This window comes from Acrocarpospora corrugata (assembly GCF_009687845.1).
Taxonomy (GTDB): Bacteria; Actinomycetota; Actinomycetes; order Streptosporangiales; family Streptosporangiaceae; genus Acrocarpospora; species Acrocarpospora corrugata.
In genome coordinates this window covers 39,738-61,620 of sequence record NZ_BLAD01000046.1, presented here as the reverse complement: position 1 = coordinate 61,620, position 21,883 = coordinate 39,738, and the positions used below count along the sequence as shown (strand labels likewise).

20 protein-coding genes are annotated in these 21,883 nt (G+C 71.2%); 8 read left to right on the top strand and 12 right to left on the bottom strand.

Annotation, left to right across the window (positions count from 1 at the left end; all coding sequences use genetic code 11):
- Positions 1–25: 25 nt before the first annotated feature.
- The 9 genes from Acor_RS13690 to Acor_RS13650 are packed head-to-tail and all read right to left on the bottom strand — an operon-like array spanning position 26 to position 10,628.
- A complete protein-coding gene (locus Acor_RS13690) occupies positions 26–814 on the bottom strand; it encodes a sulfotransferase (RefSeq protein ID WP_170316914.1) in 789 nt (262 codons plus the stop codon).
- Positions 811–1,656 (bottom strand): sugar phosphate isomerase/epimerase family protein, encoded by an 846-nt coding sequence (locus tag Acor_RS13685; protein ID WP_155336999.1) that lies wholly within the window; start codon positions 1,654–1,656, stop codon positions 811–813. Before Acor_RS13685 ends, Acor_RS13690 begins: the two co-directional genes overlap by 4 nt.
- Positions 1,653–2,366, bottom strand: a complete 714-nt coding sequence (locus tag Acor_RS13680) for an apurinic/apyrimidinic endonuclease family protein (protein ID WP_155336998.1) — start codon at positions 2,364–2,366, stop codon at positions 1,653–1,655. Before Acor_RS13680 ends, Acor_RS13685 begins: the two co-directional genes overlap by 4 nt.
- Positions 2,363–3,298, bottom strand: a complete 936-nt coding sequence (locus Acor_RS13675; RefSeq protein WP_155336997.1) for a Gfo/Idh/MocA family protein — start codon at positions 3,296–3,298, stop codon at positions 2,363–2,365. The genes Acor_RS13680 and Acor_RS13675 overlap by 4 nt, the downstream gene beginning before the upstream one ends.
- A complete protein-coding gene (locus Acor_RS13670) occupies positions 3,295–4,548 on the bottom strand; it encodes an ATP-grasp domain-containing protein (protein WP_155336996.1) in 1,254 nt (417 codons plus the stop codon). Before Acor_RS13670 ends, Acor_RS13675 begins: the two co-directional genes overlap by 4 nt.
- Positions 4,545–7,388 (bottom strand): type I polyketide synthase, encoded by a 2,844-nt coding sequence (locus Acor_RS13665; RefSeq protein WP_155336995.1) that lies wholly within the window; start codon positions 7,386–7,388, stop codon positions 4,545–4,547. The genes Acor_RS13670 and Acor_RS13665 overlap by 4 nt, the downstream gene beginning before the upstream one ends.
- Entirely contained in the window at positions 7,385–9,193 is a 1,809-nt protein-coding gene (locus tag Acor_RS13660; RefSeq protein ID WP_155336994.1) for a non-ribosomal peptide synthetase, read from the bottom strand. Before Acor_RS13660 ends, Acor_RS13665 begins: the two co-directional genes overlap by 4 nt.
- Positions 9,190–9,894, bottom strand: coding sequence for a thioesterase II family protein (locus Acor_RS13655; RefSeq protein ID WP_155336993.1), 705 nt, complete (start codon positions 9,892–9,894; stop codon positions 9,190–9,192). Before Acor_RS13655 ends, Acor_RS13660 begins: the two co-directional genes overlap by 4 nt.
- Positions 9,891–10,628, bottom strand: a complete 738-nt coding sequence (locus tag Acor_RS13650; protein WP_155336992.1) for a hypothetical protein — start codon at positions 10,626–10,628, stop codon at positions 9,891–9,893. Before Acor_RS13650 ends, Acor_RS13655 begins: the two co-directional genes overlap by 4 nt.
- 173 nt (positions 10,629–10,801) lie before the next feature.
- On the opposite strand from Acor_RS13650, the gene Acor_RS13645 reads away from it, so the two are divergent.
- Positions 10,802–12,373, top strand: a complete 1,572-nt coding sequence (locus Acor_RS13645) for a flavin-containing monooxygenase (RefSeq protein ID WP_281353215.1) — start codon at positions 10,802–10,804, stop codon at positions 12,371–12,373.
- 45 nt (positions 12,374–12,418) lie between these two features.
- Here Acor_RS13645 and Acor_RS13640 read toward each other — a convergent pair whose 3' ends face one another.
- Positions 12,419–14,308 carry an adenylyl cyclase gene (locus Acor_RS13640; RefSeq protein ID WP_246238630.1) on the bottom strand — a complete coding sequence of 630 codons (1,890 nt, stop codon included), beginning with the start codon at positions 14,306–14,308 and terminating at the stop codon, positions 12,419–12,421.
- 349 nt (positions 14,309–14,657) lie between these two features.
- Between Acor_RS13640 and Acor_RS13635 the strand changes: the two genes are divergently transcribed.
- From Acor_RS13635 to Acor_RS13625, 3 genes are all read left to right on the top strand, one after another.
- Positions 14,658–14,921, top strand: coding sequence for a phosphoribosyl-ATP diphosphatase (locus Acor_RS13635; RefSeq protein WP_155336991.1), 264 nt, complete (start codon positions 14,658–14,660; stop codon positions 14,919–14,921).
- A gap of 63 nt (positions 14,922–14,984) precedes the next feature.
- Complete coding sequence (gene hisG, locus Acor_RS13630) at positions 14,985–15,830, top strand: ATP phosphoribosyltransferase (protein ID WP_155336990.1); 846 nt, start codon at positions 14,985–14,987, stop codon at positions 15,828–15,830.
- A 55-nt stretch (positions 15,831–15,885) separates the two neighbouring features.
- Positions 15,886–16,632, top strand: a complete 747-nt coding sequence (locus Acor_RS13625) for a carbonic anhydrase (protein ID WP_155336989.1) — start codon at positions 15,886–15,888, stop codon at positions 16,630–16,632.
- Positions 16,633–16,636: 4 nt separating this feature from the next.
- On the opposite strand, the gene Acor_RS13620 is transcribed toward Acor_RS13625, so the two are convergent.
- Positions 16,637–17,899 (bottom strand): EAL domain-containing protein, encoded by a 1,263-nt coding sequence (locus Acor_RS13620; protein WP_246238629.1) that lies wholly within the window; start codon positions 17,897–17,899, stop codon positions 16,637–16,639.
- Between the two features lie 198 nt (positions 17,900–18,097).
- Here Acor_RS13620 and Acor_RS13615 point away from each other — a divergent pair, with 198 nt between their 5' ends.
- From Acor_RS13615 to Acor_RS13605, 3 genes are all read left to right on the top strand, one after another.
- Positions 18,098–18,937 (top strand): alpha/beta fold hydrolase, encoded by an 840-nt coding sequence (locus Acor_RS13615; protein ID WP_155336988.1) that lies wholly within the window; start codon positions 18,098–18,100, stop codon positions 18,935–18,937.
- 118 nt (positions 18,938–19,055) lie between these two features.
- A complete protein-coding gene (locus tag Acor_RS13610) occupies positions 19,056–19,712 on the top strand; it encodes an acVLRF1 family peptidyl-tRNA hydrolase (protein ID WP_155336987.1) in 657 nt (218 codons plus the stop codon).
- A gap of 121 nt (positions 19,713–19,833) precedes the next feature.
- Positions 19,834–20,589 carry a GntR family transcriptional regulator gene (locus Acor_RS13605; RefSeq protein WP_170316912.1) on the top strand — a complete coding sequence of 252 codons (756 nt, stop codon included), beginning with the start codon at positions 19,834–19,836 and terminating at the stop codon, positions 20,587–20,589.
- A 216-nt stretch (positions 20,590–20,805) separates the two neighbouring features.
- Here the strand turns inward: Acor_RS13605 and Acor_RS13600 are convergent, their stop codons facing one another.
- On the bottom strand, positions 20,806–20,952 hold the full coding sequence (locus Acor_RS13600; RefSeq protein ID WP_155336985.1) for a hypothetical protein: 147 nt from the start codon (positions 20,950–20,952) through the stop codon (positions 20,806–20,808).
- A gap of 38 nt (positions 20,953–20,990) precedes the next feature.
- Between Acor_RS13600 and Acor_RS13595 the strand changes: the two genes are divergently transcribed.
- Complete coding sequence (locus Acor_RS13595) at positions 20,991–21,881, top strand: APC family permease (RefSeq protein ID WP_155336984.1); 891 nt, start codon at positions 20,991–20,993, stop codon at positions 21,879–21,881.
- Positions 21,882–21,883 lie beyond the last annotated feature (2 nt).

The window sequence follows — 21,883 nt, the reverse complement described above, 5'->3', positions numbered from 1 at the left end:
ATGCCTTTCGTCAGGGTGGGGATGGTCATCGCGTCGCGCGGTCGAGCAGGGCCTGCCAGATCCGGTCGATCCTGGGCGGCAGTTCGTCCGGCGCGGGCGGCGGTGGCCGTTCGGTGAGCGGGCCCGCGAAAGGGGCCAGATCGAGGTCCACGGCCCCGGAGAGCCGCGCGAGGTCCCGGCCCGCGCACAACCGCCCGTATTCGAGCACGATGCAGCGGCCGGGATCGCGGGTGCGTTCGTGCCGCAGCCAGGGCTCGTGCCAGGCGGCCCATTTGTCCAGCGCGGCCGCCCGGGTCTCCGGACGCCACGGGCGGTCGCCCGGCCAGCGCAGCGCCGAGGCCGCCACGGCCGCCGGGTGGCGGACCAGCAGCGCCCAGCGGGCGTCCGGCAGGGTCTCGGCGAGCTGGTCGAGCTCCAGGAGGTACTCGTTGTACTTGTCGCCGAACCGGGTCGCTCCCGCGTAGGCCCGCCGCACGAGGTCCCGCCGCAACTCCACCGCGTCCAGGACGGCCCCGGCGGCGACTTCGGCCGCCGCCGCGCGGAGCTCGCGCTCCACCGCCGCCAGCCACCGTTCGCCCCTCGGCCCGTACGGCGGCCTGCGGCGCAGCGCGTGCAGCATCTCGTCGACGCGCAGATGCCGGGCCGGCAGGTCCGCCTGGGAACACCAGCGGTGCAGCACGTAGGGCAACTTCCCGTTGACGGTGAACAGGCCGCCCGCGGCGGCGTACGCGCTGTCGAGCACCGTGGCCAGGGCGGTGGTGCCCGAGCGCTGCGCGCCGAGCAGGATCAGCGGCGAGGATCCGGAGATGGTCACGCCAGTTCGTCCCGCCAGCCGCGCAGCTTGACCATGCACGCCACGCTGGCCACGTACGCGCCGCGCGAGAACTCCTCGCCCCACGGGTTGTCGCGCTCGTCGGCGGTCAGCTGCCGGCCCTGCCGCCAGTGAGTTTCCAAGCTGACGTAACCGTCGTAACCGTCCTCCGCCAGCCGCAGCAGGATGGCCGGCCAGTCCAAATCGCCGTCGCCGAGCCGGACGTAGCCGCGGCCGGCGTCGGGATCCTTCACGTGCACATGGCGGATGAGTTCGCGGCCCGCCTCGTAGTCGGCGGGGAAGGGGTCGGGATCCCAGCCGCTGAAGACGCTGTTGCCCGGATCCCACAGCACGCCGACGTCGTCGCGGCCGAGTTCGTCGAGGAAGGTCCTGACGTGCCGCAGCGTCGGCGTGTTGGTCCTGGTGCCGTTCTCCACCACGAGCGGGACCGGCAGCCGGGCGCCGTCCAGGACGCGGGCGGCCACGCGCGCGGCCCGGACGGGGTCGGGGTCGCCGTCCCGGTAGAAGCTGAAGATCCGCACGTGCGGCGCGCCGAGCAGCGCCGCCCGGCGACAGGCGTCCACCAGCAGGTCGGCCGCCGCCCGCAGATCGTCGTCGGTCTCGGGCAGCGCGACCTTGAGCGCGGGCGGCGTGAATCCGGCGTTCGCCAGCCCGTGTTCGCCGAGGATCGCGCGCGCTGCCACGAGCTGGTCGTCGGTGAGCAGGTGCGGCGGCGTGCCGTCGATCGATCTGATCTCCACGCCGTCGAACCCGAGCTCTGCGGCGGTCTCCGCGACCACCCGGCAGTCCTGGGCCAGCTCGTCGCCGATCACTGCCAGTTTCATGAGCGGTTCTCTTCTTTCTCGCGGGCACGTGCGGGTGCCAGGGCGCGGGCGAGCACGGCCAGGTCGGCTGCCGGGGCGCCCGCCCGGGACTCCACCGTCACGCACCGCAGTGCGGAACCTGCCAGGACGGACAGGACGGGGTCGAGGTCGGGTGGCGACAGCGGGCGGTGCCGTACCCCCGCGGGTGTCCGCAGGACGCCCTTGACCTGGGCCGCGCGGACGTGCGGGGCGAGGTCGGCCAGTTCGTGGCGGTCCGCGCCGCCGATCTCGCCGAGACCGAGGACGTCGAGCACGATCCCCACGCCGGTACGCCCGGCGAGGTCGATCAGGCCGCGCACCGCCGGGCCTCCGGCGTGGGTCTCGACCCAGAGCTCCAGCCCGGCCTCCGACGCGGCGGCCACCTGGTCGGCGACCAGCTGAAGGTCGGGCGTTTCGACGCAGAAGACCTTCACCGGCCACTCGGGGGGAGCCTCGGGCAGTGGCGCGGGAGTGCCGAGCCGCCATCCGACGCCGGTGTAGAAGACGTCGAGTCCGTTGGCGGCGAAGTGGCTTAACGCCTCGGCGACGCCGTCCCGCTCCCACCGCTGGTCCTTGCCGATCCGCAGATCCACGCCGGAACCGCCATACGCGAGGACGGCGTCGGCGAGTTCCGCTGCCGTGGCTTGGGGCAGCGTTCCCGAGCTGAGCCCGATGGCCGGAAAGCCGATCATCGACCCACCTCCAGAGGGTTGAGCAGGCCGTCGAGCGCCTTCACCACTCCGTGGCTGCGGCGCAGCGCGGCCAGGTCGAGATCCGCGCGACCTGCCATGGCGCTGAAGAGCTCCTGATAGACCTCGGTACGCAACCGGGAGGCCGGACTGGCTGCTCTGGTGATCGGCCTTCCGTCGATCTCGCCGGTGACCGCGCCCGACCGCACTTCCAGCCAGGTGTCGGCGCCCAGCACCGTGAGCTGCTCGAACCGTGCGGGCGACCGGCTGGTGACCGCTACCGACAACTGCGCGCCGGATTCGAACGCGATGTGCCCGCACACCTGGGTGTCGATGCCCGGCACCGCGTCGGTCCTGGACAGCGGCGTCACCGCCCGCGGCGTTCCGAGGAGCTGGCACGCCAGGTCGAGGTAGTGCACCCCGAGGTGAGCCGTGACGCCGCCGAGCGCGTCGCGCGGGTCGGAACGCCAACCGGACGTCTGGTAGTGCGCGTCGGGACGCGCCCGCGAGACGGTGAGGCTCGCCACGGCCCCGGCGAACCGGGCCGCGTCCGCGGAACGCAGTTCGCCCGGAAGAGCGAAGCGGTGCTGGAACATCACCGCCGCCAGTACTCCACCGGCGTCGGCGAGCGAGAGCAGTGCGGCTAGTTCTTCCGGCGTGCGCGCGGGCGGCTTCTCCAGCAGCAGATGTTTGCCCGCCGCCACGGCCTTCGCCGCGATACCGGCACGGACGCCCGGCGGCAGGCAGAGCGCCAGTGCCTGGATGGCGTCGTCCGCCAGCACGTCGTCCAGTTCGCGCACCGGCAGCCCGGCCGCCCGTGCCCGCGCGGCGGCCCGCGGATCCTGCTCCACCACGGCGTACGAGCGATCGCCCAGCGCGTCGAGGTGCTGGCGTCCGGCGTTGCCGTAACCGACGACCGCGACCCCCGGCCTCATGCGGGGACTCCGGCGCGCAGTTCGTCGCCGCCCCGGGTGAGAGGTCCGGAAGGAGTGTCGAAGGTGAATCTGATCCCGCGCAGACCCCGGTCCAGGACGGCGAGCATCTCCCGATGCGACGGCGCGTCGCCGACGACCAGATCGAGGTAGACGGCCTTGCCGTCGCCCGGCAGCTCGGTGCCCGGCTGGACGAGCTGGCGGCGCGCGGTGATCCCCGGCGTCCTGGTGAGCGTGCGGGCCCCCTCGATCGCGGTGAGGCGGGTCGCCTCGCGCGGCGGCCGGGCGTACTGCTGGAAGAACACCCCGGCGAGGGGCCGCGCGGACACCTCCAGGTCCTCCCCGAGCGCGAGCCGGCCGGCCAGCTCGATCAGGTCCAGCCCGGTGGCCCGCAGGTACAGCTCGTTGATGAACCCGCCGATGCGCCCGTTGACCTCGATGACCCTGGGCCCCTGCTCGGTGATCTTGATTTCGGTGTGGGTGATTCCGTGCCGTACGCCGAGGGCTCGCAGGGTCCGCCCGGTCAGCTCGATCACCTCCGCGCGCACGGCGTCGTCCAGCGCGTCCGGGAAGAACTGCCCGTTCTCCCTGAACGGCGGCAGCAGCGGCAGCTTCCCCGTGACGCCGATGGTCTGGATCCGGCCGCCCGCGCAGGCGCTCTCCACCGAGACGTAGTCGCCGAACGGCTCGCTCGGGACGCCGACGAGGCACTCTTCGACGACCAGCGCCTCCTCCAGCGCGAGCAGCCGCCCGGCCAGGGCGATCCCCTCGTCCTCGGTCCGCACCAGGTAGGTGTTGCGGCTGCCCTCCCCTCTGACCGGCTTCAGCACGGCGGGCAGGCGGAGGTCTGGGGGCCACTCGTCCGCGCCGCGCAGCAGCCACGACGCGGGGGTCTCGATGCCGTGTTCGCGCATCGCCCGTCGCTGGGCGTGCTTGTCGGTGAGCCGTTCGACGGTTTCCGGACTGTGGAACGGAAGTCCGGCTGAGGCGGCGAGCCTGGCCGCGACGGGCAGTTCGACCTCGCTGAAGGTCACCACGCCCGTCGCCGCCGCCGCGCGGAAGGCGCCGGTGTCGGCGTCCGCGTCCCCGGTGAGGGTGAGGACGGCGCCCGCCGACTCAAGCAGGGCCGCGTACTGCGCGCTCTGCGGGCCTGCGGGCAGGACGAAGAGCAGGTCGGGGCAGAAGCGCAGGCCGACCAGCAGGTCGCCGAGGGCCACCGCGCCTGCGCCGAAGACGACCGCGAGCCTGGTCATGCGCGCTCTCTTCCGTGGTGCGCGAGAACCGCCGCGATCCCCCGTACGGTCGGGGCCGCGACCGCGTCCCGCAGGGGGATGGCGACGCCGGTCAGCTCCTTGAGCCTGGCGATCATGCGGACCAGGAGGAGGGACTGGCCGCCGAGCGCGAAGAAGTTGTCGTCGGGGCCGACCTCGGCCACGCCGAGCAGATCCCGCCAGATCACCGCGATCTCCCGCTCCGCCGGGAGGCCGGGTTCCTTCCCGGCGGGAGCCTCGGGGGGCGCGGCCGGTTCCGTGTCGAGCCAGTGCCGCTCACGCTGGAACGGGTACGAGGGCAGCGGCACACGCCGCGCGTACGGATCGGCGTCGAGCGCGGACCAGTCCACCGGGGCTCCGGCGCACCACGCCCCGGCGACGGCCTCCAGCAGCGTCGCCAGCGACCCCGCCTCGTCCTTGCGCCCCGGCAGCGCGGCCAGCGCCACCACCGGCCGCCCGGCCGCCGTCTCGTGCACCAGGTTCGTGAGCGTGCGTCCCGGCCCCACCTCGATCAGCACCGGGTGCTGCCGCTGCAGGAAATGCTCGACCGCGTCGGCGAACCTGACGGTCTGGCGCAGATGCCGGGTCCAGTAGTCCGCGTCGACGCGATCGACCGGACGCCCGGTGACCCCGGAGATCATCGGGATCGCCGCCGGGTGGTAGGTGAGCCGCTCGGCATGCGCGCGGAACTCCTCCAGCAGGCCGTCCAGCATCGCGGAGTGCGCCGCGATCGGCACCGGAACCCTGCGGTGCCCGATGCCGAGCGCGTCGAGCCGCTCGACCAGGCCGGGCATCGCGTCGGCCCGGCCGGTCACCACGATCGAGCGGGGCGCGTTGACCGCGGCCAGCGACAGGGACGCGGGCAGCAGTGGGACGACGGTCTCCGCCGCGGCGAAGACCGCCAGCATCGCCCCGCCGCGCACCCGGTCCAGCAGCCGGCCGCGCGCCCCGACCAGCGCCGCCGCGTCCGCCAGGCTCATCGCGCCGGCGACGCACGCCGCCGCGTACTCGCCGAGGCTGTGCCCCAGCAACGCCTTGGGCCGCAGGCCGGTCGAGAGCAGCAGTTTCGCGGTCGCGTACTCCATCGCGAAGACGGACGGCTGGGCGAGGGACATGCCGTCGAGCGCGGCCTGGGCGGCGGCGGGGTCGTCGGGGGTGTCGCACAGCAGCCAGCGGATGTCGGTGCCGGTGCTGACGGAGAACTCCCTGGCGCACTCGTCCATGGCCGCGCGGAAGACGGGGAACCGGTCGTACAGGCCGGTGGCCATCCCGGGGTGCTGGTTGCCCTGGCCGGTGAAGAGGTAGCCGACGCTGACCAGGCTCCGGCTGGGCGTCGGCGGCCCGAACGCCGAGGGCGTGGCGAGTTCGGCGGTGCCGTGCACGACGGCGGCCGAGCGGTGTTCGCGCGGTTCGCGGCCGTGCCGCAGGGTGTGCGCGACGTCGCGGACGTCGGTCTCCGGACGGGAGCGCGCGTGCTCGGCCAGCCGGTCGGTGAGCTGGTTCAGGGCGTGCGGGGTGTGCGCGGAAAGGGGGACGATGACCGGCAGGTCGGGCGCGGGCCGGCTGTCGTCGGCCGGGGGAGCCTGTTCGAGCACGACGTGCGCGTTGGTTCCGCCGACGCCGAACGCGCTCACCGAACCCCGGCGCGGCGTGTCCGTCGCGGGCCAGGGCCGCAGCGTGCGGTTGATGTAGAAGGGGCTCTGGTGGAGGTTGAGGTCGGGGTCCTCCTGCTCGCAGTTGATGCTCGGCGGGAGCTGGCCGTGGTACAGGGCGAGCGAGGCCTTGATCAGCCCGGCGACTCCGGCGGCGATGTCCACGTGCCCGATGTTCGGCTTGAGCGTGCCGAGCGCGCACGAGCCCGGGTCGCCGGGGCCGAACGCGTGGGTCAAAGCCTCGACTTCGATGCGGTCGCCGAGTTCGGTGCCGGTGCCGTGGGTCTCGACGTACTGGATGGTGCCGGGGGTCACGCCCGCCGCGGTGTGCGCGGCGCGGATGACGTCCGCCTGCCCGCGCACGCTCGGGGCGGTGTAGCCGACCTTGCGCCCGCCGTCGTTGTTGATCGCGGAACCCTTGATCACCGCGTAGATCGTGTCCCGGTCGCGGACGGCGTCGCCCAGCCGCTTCAGCACCACGACGCCGACCCCGTTGCCCGGCACCGCGCCCCCGGCGTCCTTCGCGAAGGCCCGGCAGCGCCCGTCCGGCGACAGGATGTCGTGCGGGCTGTAGCGGTAACCGGACTCCTGGGGCAGCGCGATCGAGGCGCCGCCGGCGAGCATCAGGTCCGCCTCGTGCCGGAGCAGGCTCTGCGCCGCCATGTGCACGGCCACCAGGGAGGTCGAGCAGGACGTCTGCATGGCGATGGCGGGGCCGCGCAGACCCAGGCGGTAGGCCGTGCGCGTCGCCACGTGGTCCTTCTCGTGGCCCACCAGCGTCATCATCTCGCCCAGGTTGCGGATGAGGTCGGGGTGCCCGGCCACGTTGCGCGCCAGGTAGTGGTTCTTGCCCGTGCCCGCGAACACGCCGATCGGGCCCGGAGCCGTGTCCTGGGTGTATCCGGCCTGCTCCAGAGCTTCCAGGGCGCACTCTAGGAACAGCCGCTGCTGGGGATCGGTGAACTGGGCCTCGCGTGGCGGCATGCCGAAGAGGCCGGCGTCGAAGTCCTCGACGCCCGGGATGATCCCCCGCACCGGCACGTAGGCCGGATCGGGCTCGGGGTCCAGCCGGGTGAGGCACTCCCGGCCGGCGGCGATGTTGTCCCAGAACTGGGCGGCCGTCTCGGCGCCGGGCAGGCGCAGCCCGAACCCGATGATCGCGACGCTCATCGGTTCGCTCCTCTCAGGTGCTCCGCCAGCTCCTGGACGGTCGGGTACTGGAAGATGTCCACGATGCGGAGCGGATGACCGGGCAGCTTCGTGCGCAGCCGCGCGTGCACCCGACCGGCCAGCAGCGAGTCCCCGCCGACCTCGAAGAAGGGATCCCGGACGCCGAAGTCGGCGGTGCCGAGCACCTCGGTCCAGACGCCCGCGATGACGTCCTCGAACTCCCTCTCGCCGTGGGGAAGGGCCGGTTCGTGATCGCTCGCGGGGGCTGTGACCCGCCGTTCGAGCTCGGCGACGTCCACCTTGCCGTTCGAGGTGTACGGCAGGCGGTCGGTCACCACCCAGAGCGGCGGCACCATGTAATGCGGCAGCTCCCGGCGGAGCTCGTCCCGCAGGCGGGCCACCAGGCCGTCCGCCGAGTCCGCCACGACCGCGGCGAGCAGCCGTTTGGACCCGGCGTCCGCGCCCACCACCACGACGGCGACGTCCCGCACCTCCTCGCGCCGGCCCAGCCGGTCCTCGATCTCGGCGAGCTCGATCCGGTAGCCGCGCACCTTCACCTGGCGGTCCAGCCGGCCGTCGAAGTGCAGCCGCCCGCTCGTGTCCCAGTGCACCAGGTCGCCGGTCCGGTAGAAACGCTCCCGCTGCCCCCCGGGGACCACGAACGCCCGCGCGGTCTCCTCCGGCGCGCCCAGGTAGTCCACCGCCAGTCCGCTGCCGCCGAGACACAGCTCGCCGGTCCTGCCCGGCCCGACCGGCTCGCCGTCCTCGCCGAGAACCAGGGCGGACGTGCCCGCGATCGGCCGGCCGATCGGCACCGGCGTTTCCACCTCGGCCGGGCTCGTCATGGGATGCACGGTGGAGAAGGTGGTGTTCTCCGTCGGCCCGTACGCGCTGACGACGGTCAGTCCCGGATGGCGGGCCAGCAGGGCGCGGACCGCGTCGGCGGGCACGACGTCGCCGCCGGTGAACACCTGCCGGACGCCCGCGAACCCCTCGATCGCCTCGCCCGCCACGACCCGGAAGAGCCCCGCGGTCAGGAACGCGACGGTCACCCCGGCCTCGCGCAGGAACGCGGCCAGCTCGCCCGGCGAGACCGGCCCGTCGGGGTAGACCTCCACCGTCGCGCCGGTGGCCAGCGCGCAGAAGATCTCCAGCGTCGAGGCGTCGAAGGACAGCGGGGCCAGCCGCAGGATTCGCTCGCCTGGCCCCGTCCGCAGGTAGCCGGCGCCGCGTACCAGGCGGACGACCCCTCGGTGCGGAATACGAACGGCCTTCGGCACGCCGGTCGAGCCCGAGGTGAACGTGATGTACGCGATGTCGCCGGGGTCCCGGTGTGCCCACACCCGGGCGGATCCGGTGGCGGGCCCGTCGGTGACGGTGATCGGCTGGACGGGCGCGCACGGGGCGGGGGCCGCCCGGACGACGGCGCGGGCCGAGGCGAAGTCACCGATCACGGCCTTCGGCCGTACCCTGTCCAGCATCGAGGTGAGTCGCGCGGCCGGAAGCGTGCCGTCCACGGGGACGTAGACGGCGCCCACGCTGAGTACGGCGAGGACGGCGACGATCTCCTCCACCGAGCGCGGCACCGCCACGACCACGTGGTCGCCGGCCCCGACCCCGGCGGCCAGCAGCCGACCGGCCTGCGCCTCGACCTGGCCGAGAAGCTGCGCGTAGGTCAGGGTCAGGCCGCGACCCACATCCCGGACCGCGGGCAGACCGGAGAAGTCGGCGCCCGCCTTGACGATCAGCTCGCCCACCGAGGCTTCGGCGTCCACCTCGGGCCCCCACGTCGACAATTCCTTCATCGCTCCACCCCCGGAGTCCAAATGCCGTTCATCGCCTGCACGATGTGGTGCCTGTTGTCCGGGTCGCGCAGGTAGAAATGTCCACCCGGAAGGAAATCCATGGAGAACGCGCCGGTGACGTGCTTCTCCCAGCCGGCCAGCCGGTCGTGCAGGTCGTGCTCGTCCGCGCCGCTCAGCACGCGCAGGTCGCAGGGCAGCGGTTCGCGGTCCCGGAAGCCGTGGGTCTCCATGGCCGTGTAGTCGGCCCGCATGTAGGCCGCCACGATTTCGAGCAGTTCAGGGTTGTCCAGCACCTCGGCGGGAATCGCGTCATGCCGCCGGTGCAGGGTGCGCAGCAGGTCGGCGTCCGGCAGCTGCCGCGCGTCCGGCTCCCGCCTGGCGAGGTCCGGGCTGGGAAAGGAGGACACCCACAGCCAGTCGGGCGTCCTGAGTCCGCGAGCGCGCAGCGTGTGCGCGATCTCGAAGACGAGCAGCGCGCCGAAGCTGTGGCCGAACAGGCCGAAGGGCAGGTCCAGCGCCAGGGAGTCCGCCTGCTCGGCGACCAGGGCCGTCAGCTCGGTCAAGGCCGGTTCCGCGAACCTGGTGCCGCGTCCCGGCCGCTCCACGCCGGCGATCCGCACGTTCTCCGCCAGGCCGGCCCACTCGCGGAACTCCCCGGCCGAGCCCCCGGCGTGCGCGAAGCAGTAGACCCGCGCGGTCATGCCCGGTCAATCAGCTGGAAGATCTTCTGGCGGGCCGCCGGGCTCCGCAGCAACTCGCCCGACGGCACCTCCACGCGGACGGGCGAGCACTGGGCCGCCGTCCACCCCGGAGCAGGTCCCCGGTCGCTGTCACCGCCGACGACGAGCGAGACCGGCGTCACGGGCATCGGGACGGCCGCCTTCTCGGTCGCGAAGAGGAAACCGAACCAGGCGTCGTACCGCAGGGTCAGCATCGAGACGCAGGTCTCCACCTCGGCCTCGGACATGCCCTCGGCCGCGAGCTTCCCGGTGAGGTCGCCGGTGAGCGTGCCGAGCACGGAGGCGGGGGAGATCTCGGCGGGCGGTTCGCCGCTCGTGCCGAGCCCCGCGCGCAGGTTCGCCAGCTCCTGGCCGATCATGTCGGTGGTGAGCCAGGTCGGCTCGACCAGGATCACCTCGGGCCGCTCCCCGAGCCGGTCCGCCAGCGCCAGCGCCAGCGTCGCCGCGCTGCAGTAGCCGAGCACGGCGGCGGGCGGGCTCGCCAGCTTCCCGATCTCCCCGGCGTACAGGGCGGCCAGCTCGGCGATGCTCAGGGCACCGTGAATCTCCAGGTCCTGTACGGCGTCGACGCGGTAGACCGCCCGTCCCGACCCCGGAACACCCATCAGGCCGGTCATCGTGTCGGCGACGGAGAACATGGCGAAATCCACCACTATGACCGGCGGAAGATCGCCCTCTACTATCTTCTCCAGCATCCGATTTCCTCCCGTAGCGCTATGCCGGGGCCTCGGCAGCGCGAGAGCGTCGGAGGTCGGCGCGGACACTGTCGCACCGGGCGCTGAAGCACTGCTGAAACGCCGCTTCAGCCGCGTTCCAGGGCGCGGTGCGAGATTCATCCCCCCGCCCGCTTTCGTTGGAGGATGCTTCCTTGCCGCGCGAGTTCGACACGATCGTCATCGGCGCTGGATTCGCCGGGATGTACATGCTGCACCGGCTGCGCGCCCTCGGCTTCACGGCCCTCGTCGTGGAAGCCGGCGAGGACGTGGGAGGAACCTGGTACTGGAACCGGTACCCCGGCGCTCGCTGCGACGTGCAGAGCCTGGAGTACTCCTACTCCTTCTCTCCAGAAATCACCCGGGAGTGGAGTTGGAGCGAGCGTTACGCCGCCCAACCGGAAATCCTGCGCTACGCCAGGTACGTCGCCGACCGGCTGAACCTGATCGAGGACATCCGGTTCGGCACGCGGGTGACGGCCGCCGGCTACGACGACGGCCGCTGGACGGTGACCACCGACGACGGCGACGTCCTGCGCGCGACATACCTGATCACCGCCGTCGGCTGCCTGTCCGCGGCCAACGTGCCCGGCCTGCCCGGCCTGGACACCTTCGACGGCCACTGGCACCACACCGGCCGCTGGCCCCACGAGGGCGTCGACTTCACCGGCAAGCGGGTCGCCGTGGTGGGCACGGGCTCCTCCGGTATCCAGGTCATTCCGGCCATCGCCGAACAGGCCGCCCACCTGACGGTGTTCCAGCGCACGCCCAGCTTCAGCACCCCGGCGGTCAACGGACCCCTGGACCCGGCCCAGGAACGCTGGTTCCACGACAACCGGGGGCGGGCCCGGACCTCACCCGGCGGATTCCTGATCGAGTACGGCGACCGGTCGGCCTTCGACGTGAGCCCGCAGGAGCGCCAGGCCGAGTTCGAGCGCAGGTGGACCCAGGGCGGAGTCGGCTTCCTGGCCGGCTTCTACGATCTCCTGCTGACGGAGGAGGCCAACCAGCTGGCCGCCGACTTCGTCCGGGACAAGATCCGCGCCCTGGTGACCGACCCGGCGACGGCCGAACGCCTGATCCCCACCGGCTACCCCATCGGGCTCAAACGACTGTGCCTGGACACCGGCTACTACCCGACCTACAACCGCCCCAACGTCACCCTGGTGGATCTTCCCGTCACGGAGGTCGTTCCCACCGGGATCCGCACCGCCGAGGCCGCGCACGAGGCCGAGGTCATCGTCTTCGCCACCGGTTACGACGCCATCACCGGAGCCCTGCTGGCCATGGACATCCGGGGCCGGGACGGGCTGAGCCTGCGGGACGCGTGGGCGGCCGGGCCGGGCAGCTACCTGGGCCTGATGAGCGCCGGGTTCCCCAACCTGTTCACCATCACCGGCCCCGGCAGCCCTTCCGTGCTCACCAACATGATCGTCTCGATCGAGCAGCATGTGGAGTGGATCGCCGCCTGCCTCGGCGACCTGCGGCGCGACCTCGGCCCGCGAGCCGTGATCGAAGCCGGAGCCGGGGCCGAGGCGGCCTGGATGGAGCACGTCAGGGAAATGGCCGAGTTCACCCTCTACGCCAAGTCCGAGAGCTGGTACTCCGGCGCGAACATCCCCGGCAAGCCGAGGGTGTTCCTGCCCTACGTGGGCGGCCTGGGCAACTACCGGGCCAAGTGCGACGACGTCGCCGCCCGTGGCTACGAGGGGTTCATCCGCACGTGAAAGATCCCCGGTGGGCCGGAAGGATCCGGCCCACCGGGGCGGGTCTTACGGGACCGCCGGGTAGTCCGTGATGTACACCGGCGCACCGATCTTGGTCGTGTCGGCCGCTTCGCCCACGCCGTTGACGACGTGGTCGATGATTCCGGCGCTCAGGTTGACGGTCATGATGTGGTGCAGCTTCACGCCCGGCGTCTGCGGGACCTCGAAGCCGTTCTCGGTGTGGATCGACGGGTTGTTCTGGTTGAAGACGTAGACCCCACCGCCGTAGAGGAGGTGCCTCTTCACGTTCCTGGCCACCTTGTAGGCGGCATAGCCCTCGACGTCGCCGTCCATCCAGTCGGCCTGGGTCGGCGGGTCGTACGGCAGCTCGTTCTGGTAAAGGATCGTCGTGCCGTCCTCACCGTTCCAGATGGTGTTGTGCCGCTGGAAGTGCTCGACGAACAGGCCGGTCGCGGTCACGTGGTCGCCGTTGATTATCACGCCGTTGCGGCCGTCGTTGGTGTTCCACCGCTGGGTGTCGGTGAAGCCTTCGACACCGTGGTCGGCGCGCCACACCCAGGTGTGGTCGATGAGCACGTGGTCGCTGTTGACCTCGAGCGCGGTGTTGGTCCTGCCGACGTGCGGTCCGCCAACGCGGAAGTACACGTCGGCCAGAGTCGTCGGGTTGTCCGCCGAGCTGTGGCTCCTCTTGTCCTTCTTGCCCACCTTCAGCAGAACCTGCGACTTCTTGAGACCCGCGTCGATGGTCACGCCGGCGACGATCACGCCGGGGACGTCGTCGACCTCGATCGGGGTCGAGGCGTTGACGGCGGTGAGCGTGGCGTGCCCGATGCCGAGGACGACCGTGTTCGGGCGCTCGATATCGATGCTCTTCTCGATGTCGTACACGCCGGGCGTGAGCAGCAGGTGCTTGCCGCGTTCGAGCTCCTTGTTGATGTCCTTCACCGAGTCCGACGGCTTCGCGATGAAGAAGTCGCTGATCGGCAGCGTGTAACCCGGGGTCATGCCGTTGGCCCACGTGATGCCACGTGTGCCCGTCTGGGCGGCGGGTACGCGGACGTTGTAGTTGCCCTGCGCGTCAACGAACAGGTAGGGCTTCTCGCGGCTGACGGGAGTGGTCTCGAGGGTGGTGTACGGCGGGCTCGGGAAGGCGGTCTCGGCCGGGGCGCCGACGACGCCCGCGAAGACCTGGTTCCAGACGGCGTTCGACCAGCCGGCGACCTCGCTGTTGCGGGTCAGCCACTGCTGCTGCGATCCGTTCGTGACGGAGGGCAGCTTGGAGTCGGCGATGAAGCCGCCGCTGGCGTACTGCGGGCCGGCGGTGCAGTAGTCCATCAGCGACAGGTTGCCGCCGCTGATGTTGAGACGGCGCAGCGAGACCGCCTGGGAGACGGCCCAGAAGTTGGCCGAGGAGCGGCAGCCGTCCTGGCCGGCCGCGTTGACGTTGATCGACAGGTTGGACAGGGTGCGCCAGAAGTTGACGAGCGCCAGGCAGTTGCCGGTGCCGCCGTCCGCCAGGCAGCGGTTGTAGACCTCGACCTTGCCGTTGATGACGACGTCGGTGGGGGAGGCGCCCAGGCCGGAGATCTCGGTGTAGTAGCCGACCTTGATCTGGAGCGGCTGCGCCGCGGTGCCGTACGTGCCGGGCTTGAAGAGGTAGGCGTGGCGGGTGGTGCCCATCTCGTTGTTGACCTGGGCGGTGTGCGCCGCGTCGAGCGTCGCCTGGATCGTGCCGACGGGCATGCTCGGGTCGAAGATGGTGACGTTCGGCCCGAAACTCGGCGCGCCGTCGTTCGCCGTCGCGGCGGTGGCGGGGATTCCCGCCGTCATGACGGCGGCCGCCAGGACGACACCGAACGTGAACGCCCTACTGACCTGCAGGCGGCGCGGGTGCCGCCTCATAACACTGTCGTCGCCGGGTGACTGGGTCGTCATACGGTTCGTCCTTTCCGCTGCGGGCGCAGCAGGGGCCAATCGGGGGGTGAGAACCTGCGACCGGCGGCCGACATCGCCGGAACATTGAGAGCGCTCTCTTACAGGTGGCAAGGCTTGTTTCAAGGATTGAAGTATTGTCAGACGTTTCTATCGCGTGAACTGGCCGGAGCACAAGGGCACGGACGGGAACGGTTCAACCCTTCCGGAAACGTCAGATGAACTGTGGATATATCGGGCCAAAAGTCCTATGCAGTAGGGACATCGAGTCTCGGGACGTGGACGTTCCGGCGGAATCGGGTGAGTGGCGGCTAGGGTTGCAAGGGCCGGTAACCCATGGTGAGAGTGGACGATGACGACCTTCGATGAGCTTTACTCGCTGCTGTCCGAGAGGGCGGTCACCCGGCCGGAAGGCTCGGGGACCGTGGCCGCTTTGGACGCCGGCGTCCATGCCATCGGGAAGAAGATCGTGGAAGAGGCCGCCGAGGTGTGGATGGCGGCCGAGTACGAATCCGCCGATCGCGCCGCCGAGGAGATCTCGCAGCTGCTGTATCACCTGCAGGTGCTGATGGTGGCGCGCGGGATCGGGCTGGACCAGGTCTACAAGCATCTGTAGGACTCCACCCGGAGTCCGGCAACCAGGTGGACCAGGTCAAGACCATTCCGAAGGGCCAAGCCAATGCTGCGTCTAGCCGTACCGAACAAGGGTGCTCTCACCGAGGCCGCCCAGACCATACTCAGAGAAGCCGGCTACCGGCCGCGGAAGGACAGCAAGGAGCTGGTGGTCGTCGACCCCGACAACTCCACCGAGCTGTTCTTCCTGCGCCCGCGCGACATCGCCGTGTACGTGGGGGAGGGCACCCTCGACGCCGGGATCACCGGCCGGGACATGCTGTTCGACTCGGGCGCGCCGGCGGAGGAGGTCGTGCCGCTGGGGTTCGGGCGCTCGACCTTCCGGTTCGCGTCCACGCCCGGCGTGTACTCCGGGGTCGAGGACCTGATGGGGAAGCGGATCGCCACCTCGTACGCGGGCCTGCTCGGCAAATACCTCGCCGAGAAGGGCGTCGACGCCCGGGTGATCAAGCTGGACGGCGCGGTGGAGACCGCGCTGCGGCTGGGGGTCGCCGACGCCGTCGCCGACGTGGTGGAGACCGGCACGACCCTCAGGAACGTCGGGCTTGAGGTGTTCGGCGAGCCGATCGCCAAGTCCGAGGCGGTGCTGATCAAGCAGGTCGGCGCGGCCGACAACCCCGGCTTCCAGCAGTTCGTCCGGCGCCTGCAGGGCGTCCTGGTGGCCCGCGACTACGTGATGATGGACTACGACATCCGGGCGGAGCGGATCGAGGAAGCGATCGCGATCACGCCGGGGATGGAAGGCCCGACCGTCTCCCCGCTGCACCGGGAGGGCTGGGTCGCGGTGCGCGCGATGGTCCCGCGCAAGGGCCACCAGATGATCATGGATCAGCTCTGGGACCTGGGCGCGAAGGCCATCCTGGTGACCGACATCTACGCCTGCCGCCTGTGACCGGGGTCCGTCAACCAGGTGACACGAGCGGGTAATAGCGCGGACAATCGTCACTGTGAGTAGTGGCGCGGGTGTGAGCCGTAGGCGGGTTCTGTACGGCGGAGCGGTCCTGGCGGGCGGCCTCCTGGCAGGCGCGGGATTCGTCGGCGGCGTCGCCGTCGGATCCAGCGACCGGCCGGAGCTACCGCCGGAGCGCACCCCGCGGACCCCGGAGGAGGCGTGGCGGCTGCTCATGTCCGGCAACGAGCGCTGGGCGTCGGGAGGGTCGATCCACCCCAACCAGGACGTGGCCCGCCGGATCGAGGTGGCCGGCGGGCAGACGCCGTACGCGGTGGTCGTGTCGTGCATCGACTCGCGGGTGCCGCCGGAGATGGTGTTCGACGCGGGCGTGGGCGACGTGCTCGCGGTCCGCACGGCGGCGCACACCGTGGATCCGCTGGTCACGGCCGCCATCGAGTACGGGCCCGAGGATCTCAGGGCGCCCCTGGTGGTGGTGCTCGGGCACCAGCGGTGCGGCGCGGTGACGGCCGCGGCGCAGGCGCTCAGCAAGCAGGACCGGCTGCCCGGCGGCATGCAGCACATCGTGCTGGCGCTGCGGCCCGCCTACCTGCGGATGACCGGGCGCGGGCAGGTGATCGTGGACCCGCTGCTGGTGGAGAGCATGGTGCGCGACCACACGGTGACCGTGGCCCGGCGGCTCAGCCGCGATCCGCTGCTCGCGCCGCGGATCCGGGCCGGCGGGCTGCGGGTGGTGGGGGCGTACTACTCGCTGGAGACCGGGCGGGTGTCCCGGATCGTCTGAGCGGTCACACCTTCGCGGGCTGGGTGTTGGCGACGTGGCGGATCAGGTCGCTGACGTGGACGATGCCCAGGCAGCGGCCGACCTCGTCGACCACCACCAGGTCGTCGTAGACGCGTTCGGACTCCCGGCCCGCGAGTTGCATGGCGGCGATGGCGGGGGTGGTCTTGGGGACCAGGCGGGCGCTGTCGGCGATCCGGTGGGCGGGTTTCCTGGCGTGCAGGGCGTGGCCGTACGCGCCGGCCATGAAGAGCAGGAAGCGGCTGCGGTCGATCATGCTCTGCGGGCGCTGGTACTCGTCCACCAGGACGACGCTGGTGATCGACGATTCCGAGCCGAACGCGTTGACGACGTCTTCGGCGCTGGCGCTCTGGGCCAGGGTCATGGCCGGGAGCAGGAACTCCTGGACGCGCGGGCCGAGCAGGGCCGCCATCGGGGTGGCCTCCGGGATGGGGACCGGGACGTGCACGCGGCCGTGGGACGGCTTCCAGTCGTGCGGGGCCAGCAGCGGCCCCTGGGCGAGGCGGATGCCCCAGCCCCGGATGGCGCCGAGCTGCGATTCGTCCCGGATGCCGGGGGCGAGGACGTGGGCGCCGATGCCGCGGGCCATCGTGACCATGGATTCGGCCAGCGCGCCGCGGCGGTTGTCGCGGGGGATGCGGTCGACGAGCTGCGGCGAGATCACGATCACGTACGGCGAGGTGTCGGCCAGGATGTCGAGCGGCAGGTGGGTCACGCCCAGGCTGCCGAAGGCCATCAGGTAGCCGGCGGCGCGCAGGCCGTCGACGCCGGCCATGAGGTGGCCGCGGTCCGCCACGTGCAGATCGCCCTCGATGACCAGGATGACCTCGCGGGGCCGCCGCCCGCCGGCGCGCATGGCCTCGTGCAGCGGCGCGAGCCCGCCCGACCCCGCGACCACGGCGGCGGCCGGGATGGACAGCACGAGCGGCAGCCGCGCCTCCTCGTCGGTGGCGGCCTGCACGGCGTTCACGGTGGCCGTGATGTCGGCGGGATCCGCGCCGTACCGGCCTTCGGCGGTGACCTGAACCGCGATCACACCACCGGAGTCGAGGTCGACGACGGGGGTGAAGGAGACCGCGGGGCCACTGGGAACGCGAGTCTGGGCGTCCTCGTAGCCGGGGGACCCGGCCGCCGGCACGGCGGACCAGGCGGGGATGTACCCCGACACGGTGAACGGCCCGGAGGGCGAGTGTTCCGCCGACGGCGGAGAGGTCGCGACCGGCGCCGAGAGGGGTATGGGAACCGACACGCTTGAATTCTGGTCTCCTGGCAGGTACGGAACCCGCTCTGTGAATTGAAGTTCACCGACATTTCCCCATTTGTTGCGATGAAACCCCAGCTGGCCTTTGACCAGTTTGAGCCTGCGGCTGCCATGGCTGTGCTCGTGTCTCGCGTGCGCTGGATAATGGCTCGCAGTCGTCGGCGCCGTCCTCGTAGGATCCTCGCCATGCCAGCCTTCGCCGCGGACGATGGAACCGCTCTCGCCTACCACGTCCTCGGAGAGGGCTCCCCGGTGATCTGCCTGCCGGGCGGCCCGATGCAGGACTCCGGCTACCTCGGTGAACTCGGGGGCCTTTCCGCGCATCGGCAGCTGGTCATGCTGGACCCCCGGGGCACCGGCCAGTCCGCGACCCCGGCGGACACCGCCTCCTACCGCTGCGACCGGCTCGTCGACGACGTCGAGGCCCTGCGCGAACACCTCGGCCTCGACCGGCTGGACCTGCTCGCACACTCCGGCGGCACGAACCTCGCGGTGCTGTACGCGGCCCGGCACCCGGAGCGCGTCAGCAAGCTCGTCCTGGTCACCCCGAGCGCCGCGGCGGCCGGCATCGCGGTCACGGGGGAGGCGCGGCTCGAAGTCGCCCGGCTCCGCAAGGGCGAACCCTGGTTCGAACCCGCCTTCGCCGCGCTTGAGGCGATCGTGGCCGGCACCGCCACCGAAGCCAGCTGGACGGCCGTCGACCCGTTCTTCTACGGCCGATGGGACGAGGCGGCCCAGGCCTACCAGGCGGGCCACGACGCCCACCGCAACGACGAAGCCGCCGCCGTGTACGGCTCCGAGGGCGCGTTCGACCCGGCCGCCACCCGGGCGGCGCTGGCCGTTTTCAACGCGCCGGTGCTGGTCCTCGCCGGAGCGGTCGACCTGAACACGCCGCCGAGTGTCGCGGCCGAATTCGCCGCGCTGTTCCCGAATGCCGAGTTCGCCGTCCAGCCGGAAGCAGGCCATTTCCCCTGGCTCGACGACGCGGACCGCTTCGTGGCGGCGACCGCGACGTTCCTCGGATAGAAGACCGAGCGCCCTCGCGCGAGCGCATTCGGCCGTTTCGGTCCGTGGAGCTCGCCCCATATTCGCCACTCGCGCGGTATGGCAAGGTCGCGGCGCCGGGTCGCTAGGCTGGCTTCTCATGACGGCGAGGCCCGCGGCGGGCGGTGGCAGATGGGTCTCCGTCGGGCCGGAACGAGTCCACCGGTGGATCCGCGGCTTCGCCGACCGCCACGGGGAGCCGTCGGTGGCGGCTTCGCCGGAGCTCGTGACCTTGTCCGCGCCGGACGGCTCGGTCGCCGAATGCCATGTCCCGTTCCCGCCGCTCGCCCATGACGGTGACGCGATCGCCGGACTCGTCGCGCACGCGAACCAGCCGAGGCGCGTGGGCGTCCTGCTCGTCAGGCTCGGCGGATACGCGGCGGGCGTGTTCGAAGGCGATCGGCTGCTGGTCTCGAAAGTGGGCGCGCGCCTGGTCCACGGCCGGAGCGCGGCCGGTGGCTGGTCGCAGCACCGGTTCGCCCGGCGGCGCGAGAAGCAGTCCACCGAGGCGCTCCAGGCCGCCGCCGACGTCGCCGCGCGGGTCCTGCTGCCGCACGCGGGCAGCCTGGACGCGCTCGTCGTCGGCGGGGACAAACGGGCCATCGACGAACTCCGCGAGGATCGCCGGCTGGCCGCGCTGTTCACGCTGGAGCGGGAACCGTTCCTCACCGTCCCCGACCCGAAGCTCGCCGTCCTGACCGAGACCCCGGCCCTATTCCGGGCGGTCCGAATCAGGATCATCGACGGCCCCGCGTAGTCACAGCACGAACCGGAAACTTCACTATTGACCCATTCCGCAGTTGTCTGACATCTTACAACACATGCCGAATGGCTCACCCTCCATCCCCCCAGGACAGCGGCTGCCTCTCTCCGGGGAAGTGCGGAGTCTGCTCGTGGCGCAGATCGCCGACGGATGGCTGCAACCCGGGCAGCGCCTGCCCTCGGAACCGGCGCTGGCCACCCAGTACGGAATCAGCCGCCCCACGCTGCGGGAGATCCTCAGCGGCCTGGAAGCGGACGGACTGGTACGGCGGAGGCACGGAGTGGGGACTTTCGTGGCACAGCGCCACCCCCAGGTGGAAAGCTCCCTCGACCTGGACATCGGCGTCACCGAAGCCGTCCTGGCCGCCAACGCGACCCTGGGCATAGAGGTGGTGAGCGCGCACGAGGAGACCGCACCCGGCTGGCTGGCAGAGGCGCTGAACCTCAAACCCGACGACCGGGTCCTCTCGGTCGAACGGATCATCCGCGTGGACGGCGTCCCCGCGGCCCACGGCCTGGACGTCATACCGCTGGAGGTCCTGGAGCGCTCCGGCTCCCCGGCGTACGACGGCGGGTCGATCTACCGATTCCTGGAACGCGACTGCGCAATCCACCTGCTCGGCGGTGTCGCGGCCGTGTCGGCCACGGTGGCCGGCACCCGGCTGGCCGCCGCGCTCGGATGCCGTCGCAACAGCCCGCTGCTCCGTCTCGACCAGGTCGAGAAGTCGGCGGACGGGCACCCGGTGCTGGCCTCCCGCGAGCACTACGTCCCCGGCGTTTTCCACCTCACCGTACGGCGACTGCGCCACGGCAGGCAGGACCTGTTCGACCACGGCTCCGGCGGGCGGAACGCCGGCCGGAGCGGCACTTAGCCGGGAGACCCTCACCCGGCCTGCACATCCGAGAAAGGGTGATTACATGATTCCGAAAAGTGACGATCGGGGGCTTCAGGATGGATTGACGGACGACGAGGAACTCCGGTCCTTCGGCTATGAGCCGCAGCTGGACCGAACCATGGGCCTCATGAGTTCGCCCTCCATCTCGATCTCCTGCATGTGCATCACCGCGGGAATCTTCACCACCTACGCCTACTCACTGGGGATGATCGGACCGGTCTTCGACTGGACCTTCCTCGTCGCCGCCGGGCAGATCCTGGTCGCGCTGGTGCTGGCCGAACTCGCCGGGCGCATGCCGATCAGCGGATACGCCTTCCAGTGGACCAGCCGCCTGATCAACTCCCACTACGGATGGTTTCGTCGGCTGGGCCGGTCTGATGGCCTTCATCCCGGGTTTCACCGGCCTGAACTTCGGCCTGGCGCCGATCCTTCAGGAGCGGCTGGGCCTGGAGATCAACCCCACCAGCACCCTGATCGTCGTCGTGCTGGTCACCTTCACCCAGCTCGTCATCAACCTGGTCGGCGTGAAGATCGCCGCCAAGATCAACAACGCCGCCGCGTTCGTCGCGGAGCTCGGCTTGTCCATCGTGCTCACGATCATCCTGCTGGTCGTCGGGTTCGTCACCAACCCCGTGCAGGATCTCAGCTTCCTGACCACGTCCTCGGTGCAGGGATCCGGCTTCACCGGCGCCCTGCTGATGTCGGGACTGCTGGCGATCTGGGTGCTGACCGGCTTCGAGGGCGCGGCCGACCTGGCCGAAGAGACGAAGCTGGCCAAGAAGCAGGTGCCACGGGCGGTGATCGCCGCCCTGATCGTGTCGCTGACCATCGGCTTCTTCATGATCGTCGCGCTGACCATCAACATCGGCAGCCTGCGGGAGGCCACCGGCGCGGAGGTCCCGATCACGCACATCCTGCGCGGCGCCCTCACCATCGGCGCGGTCATCTACGCGTCGGCGCACAACCGGCTTTCGACGACGACCTCGTTCAGCCTCGGGGCCTGGGCCACGCCGGTCCGGTGGACGGCGTTCCTGTGGTCGCTGTTCGTGGTCGGCGAGCTGGTGATCCCGGAGGCCAACCGGCAGACGGCCCTGATGGCCGGGATCTTCTTCGTGATCGCCGCGATCTGGTACGCGACGGTCCTGCGCGCCGGATCAGGCGGGGCCAGGCGGGGATTCCGGCGGCCGTCGCCGGCCGGGAAACGCCACCACAACGATGACGCACGTGGGGCGGCGGCCCCCCGCCGCCGCCCCGGACCGAAAGGTTAGAT